11 protein-coding genes are annotated in these 11,458 nt (G+C 54.5%); 1 reads left to right on the top strand and 10 read right to left on the bottom strand.

Features of this window, described 5'->3' with window-relative positions; translation table 11 throughout:
- From L692_RS0114650 to melA, 7 genes are all read right to left on the bottom strand, one after another.
- The coding region (locus tag L692_RS0114650) for an MFS transporter (RefSeq protein ID WP_025700923.1) at nt 1–545 on the bottom strand (545 nt) is incomplete at its 3' end.
- Nucleotides 532–1,719: an MGDG synthase family glycosyltransferase gene (locus L692_RS0114645; RefSeq protein WP_025700922.1), complete on the bottom strand. Its 1,188-nt coding sequence runs from the start codon at nt 1,717–1,719 to the stop codon at nt 532–534. The genes L692_RS0114650 and L692_RS0114645, both read right to left, overlap by 14 nt.
- 179 nt (nt 1,720–1,898) lie before the next feature.
- Nucleotides 1,899–2,198 (bottom strand): metal-sensing transcriptional repressor, encoded by a 300-nt coding sequence (locus L692_RS0114640; RefSeq protein WP_025700921.1) that lies wholly within the window; start codon nt 2,196–2,198, stop codon nt 1,899–1,901.
- Nucleotides 2,199–2,341: 143 nt separating this feature from the next.
- Entirely contained in the window at nt 2,342–4,252 is a 1,911-nt protein-coding gene (locus tag L692_RS0114635; RefSeq protein ID WP_025700920.1) for a heavy metal translocating P-type ATPase, read from the bottom strand.
- A gap of 260 nt (nt 4,253–4,512) precedes the next feature.
- Nucleotides 4,513–5,331, bottom strand: a complete 819-nt coding sequence (locus L692_RS0114630; RefSeq protein WP_025700919.1) for an endonuclease/exonuclease/phosphatase family protein — start codon at nt 5,329–5,331, stop codon at nt 4,513–4,515.
- A gap of 123 nt (nt 5,332–5,454) precedes the next feature.
- Complete coding sequence (locus tag L692_RS0114625) at nt 5,455–6,273, bottom strand: DUF2935 domain-containing protein (protein WP_025700918.1); 819 nt, start codon at nt 6,271–6,273, stop codon at nt 5,455–5,457.
- Between the two features lie 87 nt (nt 6,274–6,360).
- Nucleotides 6,361–7,659 (bottom strand): alpha-glucosidase/alpha-galactosidase, encoded by a 1,299-nt coding sequence (gene melA, locus L692_RS0114620; RefSeq protein WP_025700917.1) that lies wholly within the window; start codon nt 7,657–7,659, stop codon nt 6,361–6,363.
- A 246-nt stretch (nt 7,660–7,905) separates the two neighbouring features.
- Here melA and L692_RS0114615 point away from each other — a divergent pair, with 246 nt between their 5' ends.
- On the top strand, nt 7,906–8,763 hold the full coding sequence (locus L692_RS0114615) for a helix-turn-helix domain-containing protein (RefSeq protein ID WP_025700916.1): 858 nt from the start codon (nt 7,906–7,908) through the stop codon (nt 8,761–8,763).
- 59 nt (nt 8,764–8,822) lie between these two features.
- Here the strand turns inward: L692_RS0114615 and mnmH are convergent, their stop codons facing one another.
- The 3 genes from mnmH to L692_RS32775 all read right to left on the bottom strand — a co-directional run.
- Nucleotides 8,823–9,896, bottom strand: coding sequence for a tRNA 2-selenouridine(34) synthase MnmH (gene mnmH / locus L692_RS0114610; protein WP_025700915.1), 1,074 nt, complete (start codon nt 9,894–9,896; stop codon nt 8,823–8,825).
- A gap of 99 nt (nt 9,897–9,995) precedes the next feature.
- Nucleotides 9,996–11,045 carry a selenide, water dikinase SelD gene (gene selD, locus L692_RS0114605; RefSeq protein WP_025700914.1) on the bottom strand — a complete coding sequence of 350 codons (1,050 nt, stop codon included), beginning with the start codon at nt 11,043–11,045 and terminating at the stop codon, nt 9,996–9,998.
- Between the two features lie 225 nt (nt 11,046–11,270).
- A partial coding sequence (locus L692_RS32775; RefSeq protein WP_036723785.1) for a hypothetical protein occupies nt 11,271–11,458 on the bottom strand: 188 nt, incomplete at its 5' end.

The following is an 11,458-nucleotide window of genomic DNA, read 5'->3' as shown; positions in this document are numbered from 1 at the left end:
AAGCCCGCCATGATCCAGCCTGCGGCAAAAAAGAGGACGATGACAAGGAGCGCCGGAGTCAGCCCCCAATCCATAATCACATTGATCATGACCGTTCCAAGCCCAAGGCCCGCCATCCAATAGACATACAAGCTCCCCATCTGCCGGGCGCGGTTCTCCTCCCTGACCTGGCTCATGCAAATAATCCAGATCGGCGAGAAGCCCGCCCCGAGCAAGGCCGAGGCCGTAATCAGAACACCGGCATGGCGGGTGGTCACCATCAGGACCAGACCGGCCAAGGCGACGGCAAAGCCGCCATGCAGGACCGCTTGCTGCGGCATTCTGTCGAGCAGATAGCCGATGAAGCCTTTGATCAGGCTGTCGGTCAAATAATGAATCGATACGGCAATCCCGACAGCGGCCGCCGTCAGTCCAAGATGTTCCATCGCATACATAGGCAAAAAGGCGACCAGAAATGCCCCCCTCACCCATTCCATGAAAAAGAGGGCCAGACCGAGGCGGGCAAGTGACGTATCCGCTCTCCCCGGCTTATTAACGATATCCATGAGCGGTCTTCGCCTTCCCTTTCGTCTGCAGCGGATGCAGCGTCTGAGCCGCATGGGACGGGCGCTGCTCCAGCGTCTCCAGCACTTCGCTTACAATCTGCCCGGCGGCGTTCTTCCGGGAGAGGGCATTCATCTGGCGCGTGATTTCCTCGCGGTAAGGCTTCATTTCCAGCAGCCGGAGGCAGCTAATCAGTTCCTGTTCCGTGCTCGCGGTATACAGCGCCCGTTGACGGGACAACGCTTTGGCGTTCCCTGCTTCCTGTCCGGGAAGAGGGCAATACACGATAACGGGCAGCGACAGCGCGAAAGCCTCGGTAAGCGTTACGCCCCCGGCCTTGGTCAGCAGGCAGGAGGAAACGGACATCAGCTCATGCATTTCATCCGTATATCCGAGAATGTGGACGCGCTCATGGTTCCGGTAATTATCCTCCATCGACAGCCTGAGCTTTTGATTATTTCCGCAGAGCACAATGGAATCGAAGTCGGTATGCTCCATGACGCTTTTTAATATTTTGCGGACCTTGACGGACACCCCGTAGGCTCCCGCAGACAGTAGAATATAGCGCCGGTCTTCCCTCAGCCCGTGCTTTCGTATGAGCTGTGAACGATCGGCGGATTCGGCGAATGCCGCCCGGACCGGAATGCCGCTGACCGTGATCCGTTCTTCGGCCACGCGGGCTTTCATCAATTCCTGCTTGATGCTCTCGCTGGCGACAAAATACTTCATGGTCCGGGGATGAAGCCATCTTCCGTGCAGACAATAGTCGGTCAGGACCGTAAAGACCGGGATATGGTCCGCCGACTCAATGCCAAGCTGTGAAGCGGCTAAATACGGATAGGTGTGAATGATCAGATCCGGCTGCAGGTCATTCAGAAATTTCCTTACTTTGTGCTTGCCCATAGAATGCAAAAATTGCCCGAGCGGGTAATCCGGCTTCATGCCGCTGGTCATGTTGTACATGATTCCGTAGAGATTCGGAGCATATGAGGCGCTTTTCAAGTAAAATGTCCGCGTGATTCCGTTCAGCACGGGATGCACTTCACCGAAAAGGTCGACAATATGCACCCGGTTGATTCCTCTGGACCGGAAGGACTGTTCAATGGCCTGGGCCACCTTGGCGTGGCCGTCCCCAAACGCGGACGATACAATAAGCACCACAGGATCGGGTTTCATCGGAAGTCTCCTTTGTTCGGGTTATAAAGCAACTGTATTCCTTAAACATAAGAGGACGATTAAACCATACGCTATATATTATTAAATACCCGCTTTCGTTCTATCCCTGATTCTAAATATAATGTGCCCGCTTCGGAAAAATGAAAAGCCCCGTCGTCAATTCAACAACAGGGCTTGTCCTAACGGATGTAGTTGTCCAGCGCTTTGTTCAAGTCTTCAAGAACCTTGCTTTCGTTGCCGTGGTGGACCGCTTTGACCACGCAGTTCTCCAAATGGTCCTTTAACAGCAGCTTGGCGGCCTTGTCCAAGGCCTTCTGCACGGCTGCGATCTGCAGCAGCACCTCAGAGCAGTCCCGGTCCTCGGCGGTCATTTCCTTGACAGCGCGAATGTGGCCTTCAATCCGGGCCAACCGGTTGACGATCTGCTTGCGGTACTTATGCTCGTGATCGTCTTCGTGTACACTGGCTTCCTGTCCCATATCGCACCTCTCCAGTCTCTCTTAGCCGCTAATTAACCATGACGGCCATGCCGCTATTATACCAAGAGAGGGTAGACAGAAACAATTTTGTGGAGCTTACATCGAATGAAGCGCCAAATTCGGTCCACTCTGCGCATAACAGATTAGCGGAGCAGTCTGAGGCCGCTTAAGATCACGGCCAGCGTGCTGCCTTCATGGCTGACCACGCCGGACGGCAGATTGATCTCGCCCCAGAAGTTGGATACGACGAGGATGAGTATGACGGCCAGGGCAAAAGCAACATTCTGCCGGATGACCCTGCGCGTCCGCCGTCCAAGCGATATCGCGAACGGAATTTTGGAAATATCGTCGGTCATCAGCACTACATTTGCCGTCTCCAGCGCGACGTCGGTTCCGGCTGTGCCCATGGCGATGCCAACGGCGGAAGCCGCCAGCGCGGGCGCATCGTTGACGCCGTCGCCGACCATGGCCACCTTGCCGTGCCGCTCGGTCAACTCACGAATCAGCGCAAGCTTCTGATCCGGCATCAGCCCGGCATACACCTCGTCCACACCGGCCGCGCGGCCGATGGCCTCGGCGGTGAGTCTGGCGTCTCCGGTCAGCATGACGACCTTCTTGTCCATGCTCTTAAGCTTCATGACGGCTTCCCGCACGCCGGGGCGCAGCACATCCTGAACCGCCAGCATGCCGATCAGGGTGCCTTGCGATTCAACGAAGATCACTGTCTTGCCTTCCGATTCAAGCTTGTGCGCCACCTGAAGCTTGGCGGACTCCAGGTCCAGATCCGCAAGCAGCTCCTTCTTGCCGATTCGGCACTTTCTGCCGCTTACGGTCCCGCTGACGCCCATCCCGGTCACGGCCTGCATATTCGCCGCAGGCTCCATTTGAAGGCCGCCGGATTTGGCGAAATCGACAATCGCTTTGGCGATCGGATGCTCCGACAAATACTCCAGCGAAGCGGCGAGCGTGAGCAGCTCCTCTTCGCTTCGGCCTTCGGACGGCAGGACTTCGGTCAGCTTCGGCTTGCCTTCGGTCAAAGTGCCCGTCTTGTCGAAAGCGACGACGTTCACTTCGCCCATCTGCTCCAGATGGACGCCGCCTTTGAACAGCACGCCTTTGCGGGCGGCGTTTGATATGCCGGACAGAATGGCGGGCATGATTGAGGATACGAGCGCGCACGGCGAGGCGACAACAAGAAAGATCATCGCCCGGTACACGGTCGTTTCCCACGACCAGCCGAAGAGAAACGGCGGGACGGCCATGAGCAGCAGGGCGGCGCCAACCACAACTTTGGCGTAGATGCCCTCAAAGCGCTCCACGAACAGCTGGCTTGGCGGCAATTCATCCTTGGCTTCCTGCACAAGATGAATAATCCTTGCCAGCAGCGTGTCCTCCGCGCCGCTATCCGTACAGACCCGCAGCGCCCCCTGACCGTTGATCGTTCCGGCGAAGACCTTGTCCCCGGCAGCAAGATCGACGGGGATGGACTCGCCCGTGATGGAGGACTGATCGACGGCCGAATGTCCTTCCAGTATGTGGCCGTCGCAGGGGATGCGTTCGCCCGGTCTGACGAGCACGATATCGCCCTTTTGCAGCTCTGACGCCCGGACCCTAACCTCGCCGTCATCCTTCAGGAGAACCGCGTCTTCCGGCCGATATTTCAGAATGGAGGCGATATCCTGATTCGTCTTCTCCATCGTGTAGTCCTCCAGCGCTCCGCTCAGACAAAAGATAAAGATCAGCATCGCGCCGTCCAGCCAGTACCCGATCGCCGCAGCGCCTGCCGCCGCCACAACCATTAGCAGGTCGACATCAAGATCCTTCTCCTTAACCAGAGTTTCAAGGCCTTCCCATGCCTTCCGGTAGCCGCCGACAAGATAGGCGAGAATGAAGAACAGAATTTCCAGCACACCTTGACCATTCCTGCCCGTGACCCAGGCCAGCCCGATGAAGAGCAGGCAAGCCGCCGCGATAATGAGACCTCCATGCTGCTCCCACAGCGCGCTCAGAGGCCTTTTTTCTTCCGTTTCCCGTGCAATCATAACTTGTTCCATAACCCGCTTCCTCCTCCAATAACTATTAATGCTGAGAACTGTTCTCACTATAATATCCCCCCCTGGGGGTTGTTGTAAATACAGAATTTCATAGGAGTTGTGACAAAAGTCGAATAATTTCGCAGCAAGAAGCCTAATTGGGAGGGAGATATTTGCAGTCGGGAGATGTGGGGAAAGGCAGGATTTGCGGTGATAATGCCAAAAAGGCCCGGCGAGTGTTCACCGGACAGAATAATGAGCGGTATGGTGGGGCTTCCGCCTTACAGCTCTGCAGCCACCCCGAAATGATCCGAGACGACCGCTCCCCGAATGCCGTTCAAGACGACAAGGCAGGACTTGGCCTGAAGCGGACGGCTGGAGAAAATATAATCAATGCGCAGCTTGCCCTTGTTATCGTCCCAGCCCTTGATCGCTTTGGTAACCGTGGCTCCGTCATCCTTCACGGAAGCGGAAGCGTACAGATCATGCCAGCCTTGCTGAACCACATAATCATAACCCTCGTCCCGAATCTCCGCCACGTTGTTGAAATCGCCCATAATAAACACCGGTAATTCCTTCAGTGTGTCAAGCTTCGCCTGCGCGGCATCCCATTGACCGCGAAAAAGCTCCTCTTCATCATTCCACCAGCCGAAATGACCACAGACAAACCAGGACTCCTCCCCGCCGACCTCTGCTTTGACTCCGACAATCTTCCGTGTGCGGTAGTTCTCATAATCCCGCGTAACCGATACGTACTCGCTGAAGGCAGCGGTTGCAGGTGTGCGTGTCAAGATCGCCAGACCCTCGTCGTACTTGATAAATCCCGTATGTACGGGTATCCATGTCCAATAGTAGGGGATACCCAGCTTTTGCAGCAGCACGAAGGCGTAATTATCCTGTCGGACCACCGTTTCCGGCTCGGCATAGATAAAGCGCTCCAAAGCCGTAGCGGACAGCGCTTTCTCTTCCTTCGACTGATTGACCTCCTGGAGTGCGATGACATCAAACTGCTGATCCGTGATAAAGCTGGCCAAGCGTTCTATTTTCCCAAGCTGGTCGGTTTCCATCCATGCGTGAGTGTTTAAAGTCAGTATTTTCAAGCGCGATCCCCCTCACCATAAAATGAGTTCTATTTTTTCATGGCTATTATACTTCTTTTCGAGAGGTTGTCAAAAAAAATAAACCGGAGAAATTTAACATTTCCCGGTTGGCGAGCTGCGAGGTTATGAACTTAATATATCCCTCCGGTTTACTTTAACGCCCGACAAGGATTGCTCGAACATGTCGAGAATGAAGAGGAACCGTTCCGCTTCACGGAACACATGATCCGCCAGCAGTGGATGAATGATGCTTTTGATCCGGCATGCATCGATTAAGTCCCGCGCTGTTTTCTTGAAGTCACGCAATTCTTTTACAGAAACCCGGTTTTCATCTACAAATTGACTAAGCAGCGGGACGGTTTGAGACTGTGGTCGCATAGAACTTAAATCTTGCGCCTGAAACAGCAGCATATCAAAATCATTGCTGAATTCCCGCGCTTGTTCAACCAGCTTCCGCTCAGACGGGTCCAGCAAATGACCAATAAATTTGGCATGATCGGCCATGATCTTCAAGAAAAAGACATTCTCATCGATAATGGCATCGGGTAAGGGTTCGAGTCTTCCTGTATTTAGCTCTTCCAGCCGGTTTCTGAAATAATTGGCTTCCCTGCTTACATGATCCACCAGCAAAGGGAAGTTGGTCTGACCGGGGAGCTTGCATTGCAGGATCAGGCCCAGCACCATTCGCTTGAACGCCCAAATATTGGCCGCCGCAACCCCAACCTCTGTATTGAAATTTTTGATGATCCGGGGATCTGCGTCGGCCTGAAATTCATGGGCTCTTCTCTCAATATCCTCAAAAATCTTGTAAAAGCGGTCGGCTTCACTCTTAAGCCGGGTATCCTCCGCCCGAAAACCCAGTCCAAGAAATAAAGAATGCTCCTTCATAATCCTCGACCAAAATCGGATTTCATCCAGCGACCGGACAACGAAAGCATCCAAGCATATCCCTCCTTTGGCAAAAAAACTACCCGCTTCTAGAGATATGGGATTTCCGTGTCCATTATGACATCCGAGACTTGCCCCCTATCAATGATATTCCGGAAGCCATTTCCCGTGGGCGGCGATAAGCTCATTGCACATATTGACGATGTCATCCATGGACAGCTCTGCCGCCGTATGCGGGTCGAGCATCGCCGCATGATAGATATGCTCCTTCTTGCGTGTGATCGCGGCTTCGATCGTCAGCAGCTGGGTATTGATATTCGTGCGATTCAGCGCCGCAAGCTGGGGCGGCAGGTCACCGATAAAGGTAGGCTGGATTCCGCTGCGGTCGACCAGGCATGGCACCTCCACGCACGCTTCCCGAGGCAGGTTGGTGATGAGTCCGGTGTTCATGACGTTGCCGCCGATTTTGTACGGAATGTTCGTCTCTATCGCCTCGATGATATACGACGCATACTCATGCGAGCGCTCATGCTCCAGATTGCGGTTGTTCACCATCTCCTCGCGCATATGTTCCCAGCGTTCGATCTGCTCCACGCAGCGGCGCGGATATTCGTCCAGCGGAATCTGGAAGCGGTCGATCAGCTCGGGATAGTTCCGCTTGATAAAGTACGGGTGATACTCCGCCGTATGCTCCGACGATTCCGTATTGTAATAGCCGAACTTTTGCATAATCTCATAGCGGACCATGTCGTTATGCGGTTCTTTTTGCTTCTCGGCGGCCCGTCTTTTAATTTCGGGATACAGGTCCTTGCCGTCCTTCGTAACCTCCAGCAGCCATGCCATGTGGTTAATTCCGGCGATTTTCGCCTGCAAGCCTTCCTGCTCGATGCCCAGATGCTCGAACAGATGCGGCACGCATACCTGTACGCTGTGGCACAAACCGACCGTCCGCACACCGCCGTACGTATTCATGACATTCGTGAGCACGGCCATCGGGTTCGTGTAGTTCATAAAGAGTGCGTCCGGACAGACTTCACGGATATCTGCGGCAAAATCGAGCATAACCGGAATCGTGCGCAGGTTGCGGAAAATGCCGCCGATGCCGACGGTATCGGCAATTGTCTGCCGCAGGCCGTACTTCTTCGGAATCTCAAAATCGGTGATGGTGCAGGGATCGTACCCGCCCACCTGAATCGCGTTAATGACATATTTGGCTCCGCGCAGCGCCTCTTTGCGGTCGGTGTAGGCTTTGATTTCGCAGGTGCTGCCGCTGCTCCGCTTCAGGTTCAGCAGCATATTCTCGGAATCCGACAGACGGCGGGAATCAATATCGTACAGCGCCAGCTCAAACCCCTGAAGCGCCGGTGTAGCCATGCAGTCTCCCAATACATTTTTGGCAAAAACCGTGCTTCCCGCACCGATAAATGTAATCTTGGACATCGATTCTATTCCTCCTTGTGTTGGGAAGAATGCCGCCGATCACCGCATATTCTTTGTGGAAATTATCCGAAAAAACCTATGAATAATGCAGCTTTGTACGGTAACTTCGTTCCCTCTCTTCACTATTTACTATAGAGCAGAGCCTGGAGAATTTATATGGAGGAATACAAGGAGCATATGGAGGTTTGTCGGATGATTTGATAAAGTTATGGTGAAGAACACTGATCTATCAAGCTGGAGGAATCTATGAACCCCGATCACTATCAATTTGAAATCGGCATTAACCTGCATCCCGGCGAGGGAGAGCTGACCGTTCTGTTCAGCGGCGAGGGCAGCCCCAGACCCGGCCATAAAATCGGCCCGTCCGTGCATGACTATTATTTGATCCATACCGTGCTTTCCGGCGAGGGGGTATTTGTAAGCGCAGGCCGTTCCTATTCCTGCCAGGCGGGGGACACGTTTCTGATTACGCCCGGCAGTCTGTTCAGCTATGAGGCGGACCGGCGGACGCCATGGCAATATGCCTGGGCCGCGATCCAGGGAGATGCCGCTTCACACCTGCTTAAAGAGGCGGGAGTGTCCCGGGAGAAGCCGGTGCTGAAAGGCGCCGATCCGCTGGCTCTTCATTCTTTCTATCACCGCATCAGGCATTCTTTCAAGCAATCGCCCTTTCCCGAGCTGGAAAGCCTGGAAGCATCGGGCTGGTTGAGGCTGCTCCTTCACAGGCTGGGACTTGCGAGCAGGGACCTTGGGAATACGTCCGACCGGCATCAGGAAATGATCGACCGCCAGGTGGAACAGGCCAAACGCTGGATTTCGCTTCAATATCATCAGCAGCTTGGCATCAGCCAGATCGCTTCCTCCCTGGGTTATCACCGGGCCCATTTCTCCAAGGCTTTCAAGGAGCGGACCGGGCTGTCCCCGAAGCAGTACCTGATGAAGATCAGGATGGATAAGGCAAAGGAACTGCTGGAAAGCAAAGTCTTGACGATTGACGAGGTGTCCTCGTCGGTCGGCTTTAACGACGCGCTCTACTTCTCCAAGCAGTTCCGCAGCTGGTGCGGCCAGTCTCCAAGCGAATATCGCAGCGGATTCAAGCGTTAGGCCGGTGTATGAATGAGGGGGCGGCTGGGGTCCTTGTACACCAGCGACTCCGGCACAGGCTACACCTGCACCTTCCAACTGCTCGAGCTTGAAGCTTCCGGGTGGCGTTCCTCAAGCCAGGCAGTCACCGCCGTTACCGCTTCATCCAAATGATCTACTTTAAACGTTACCTTGTCAGAATTGCCGTACAATAAGGATGTGTGATCATATTTGGGGTCATAGTAATGCTCCAGCAGCAGCCGGACCGCGTTCTCAAAGTCTCCTGATACCAGGCTCCGGTCAATTTCCGCTGCGATAGGTACATGAATGCGGGACTTGATTCTGCGGAAGGCCGTCAGGATCTCCTCTTGGTGCTCGTGAGGGCGATAGTCTTCCATGATCTGCGCGACCCGGGATTCAAGCGGCATTTCAATCCACAGCTGAGTGCCCGTCTCTTTCTGCCTTCCCATGAACGGGGGCAGCACAACCTTGCCGATCCGCATGCTCTCCGCCTCGAACAGCACATACGGTGAATGTTCCAGCGTGATCAGCTTCTCCAGCAGCAGGCTGTCAAAGGTCTTTTGATTATTCGTCTGGAGTCCGACCTGACCGAAAATCGACCCGCGGTGTCCGGCCATGCCTTCCAGATCAAGCACAGGATAGCTGCTATGCTGAAGACGGTGCAGCAGCGCTGTTTTTCCGGTTCCGGTATTGCCGTGGATAACGTAGGAATGCGGCTTGAAATCATAGGATTCCAGCGATTCCACCACCCATTTCCGGTAGGCTTTGTACCCGCCGGTCAGACGGTTGACGTGAATATCCATCAGGGAGAGCAGAGTCGCCGTCGTCCGGCTTCGCATGCCGCCTCTCCAGCAAAATACGGTCTTGTCCCCGGGAATTTCCGCGAATTGCCGTATGAAAGCCGGGAGTTTCGCGGAGACAAGCTCTAGCCCGCGCTCCTTTGCCGCCTGTACGCTCTTCTGCTTGTACAGTGTTCCGACCTCCGCCCTTTCTGCATCGTCAAACAGCGGAATGTTCAGACTGCCCATAATCGTGGAATCTCTGTACTCGGAGGGGGAACGGACGTCAATAATGGTCATCTGCTTACGATCCTGAAGCGCCCGAAGCTGTTCAAGTGTAATATCCTGAAACAATAGTCTCTCTCCTTCTTGTGTCCTGCTGTGAAAGCGAACTGAAAATCGCCAGGGCGCTGGGCTGTCCAGCCTCTCGGCTTATGTAGCTGCTTAAAGATCTTAAACGACTGTAATCTGTCCCGGGTGCTTAGCGGTAACTTCCCCGATCATTGCGGCTTCGACTCCTGCGGCTGACAGATCGTCCAGCAGCGCTTCGCTGTCCTGTCCGGCGACGGAGATCAGCAGTCCTCCCGAGGTAACGGCATCACATAAAATATAACGGTCGATCTGATCCATGAATTCCGGAAAAATAATCGAACCTTCCAGATGGGCGTAATTGTTGCGGGTTCCGCCCGGAACGAAGCCCTGCTCCGCTAGCTCGCGGACTCTCGGCAGCACCGGAACAGCTTCCTTGCGGATTACAAGCCCGTTGCCGCTTCCCTTTGCCATTTCCGAGGCATGTCCGAGCAGGCCGAACCCCGTTACGTCCGTGCAGGCGTGGACTTCATACAAGCTCATGACTTCGGCGGCCGTCTTGTTGAGCGTGGACATAACCGCTGTCAGGCGGGCGGTTTCTTCGGGTGACAGCTGGCTTTTCTTGATCGAGGTTGTCAGAATGCCGACCCCGATCGGCTTGGTCAGAATCAGCTTGTCCCCCGGACGGGCGCCGGCGTTGGTCCGCACTTTATCCGGATGGATCAGCCCGGTGACGGCAAGCCCGAATTTTGGCTCCTTGTCATCTATGGAATGACCGCCGACGAGCGTAGCTCCCGCTTCGCTTACCTTATCTGCGGCGCCGCGAAGAATATCCGCGAGGATGCTCTTATCCAGTGTGGAAATGGGAAATGCGACGATATTAAGCACGGTTAGCGGCTTACCGCCCATGGCATAAATATCGCTCAGCGCATTGGCGGCGGCGATTTGGCCGAAGGAATACGGATCGTCAACAATCGGCGTAAAGAAATCGACCGTCTGCACCAGCGCCAGCTCATCGCTCAGACGGTACACGCCTGCGTCATCGCTTGTGTCGAGTCCGACCAGAAGATCGGGATTCGGCACCGATTTCGGCAAATTCCGGAGAACCTGCGTCAGATCGGCGGGTCCGATTTTGCAGCCGCAGCCTCCTTTAGAGGATAACGAGGTTAATTTAACCGGTTCGGCAAGAGACATTGAAGAGCCAACTCCTTATATTCGAGTTTTAATGAAATGGAAAACAATAGCATCTTCTATATTACACAATCCTGACAAAACTGCGCAAAAATAATACGCCCGTACAAAGGACTATAAAGCCATCATATTTACGGTCATCTTTCTTGTCATTGCCGTGGCCGGACTCTCGTATGTCAAATGGTGGCATCAGCAGCCCGGGAGTTTTTTGGTGATCCTGAAATGAGGCTAGTCTCTCCGCCAACGCTGTACCATTTCATGGAGGCCCGGCACATCCAGACCGTCCACGGTAAAAGCTTTGCGCAGCAGGTCCTGGGGAATCCACTCGTCGTATTTCCCCAGGTAGGGGGCTTCGCCCGGAGCCAGCAGCGCAAGCGGGTCAAGACCGCTGGAGTCTGCTTCCACGATGGATGCCT

It is taken from the genome of Paenibacillus forsythiae T98 (assembly GCF_000520735.1).
In the GTDB taxonomy this organism is placed as follows: Bacteria; Bacillota; Bacilli; order Paenibacillales; family Paenibacillaceae; genus Paenibacillus_AQ; species Paenibacillus_AQ forsythiae.
Note: the sequence above shows the minus strand (reverse complement) of the source record. Positions and strands in the feature narration are given on the sequence as shown.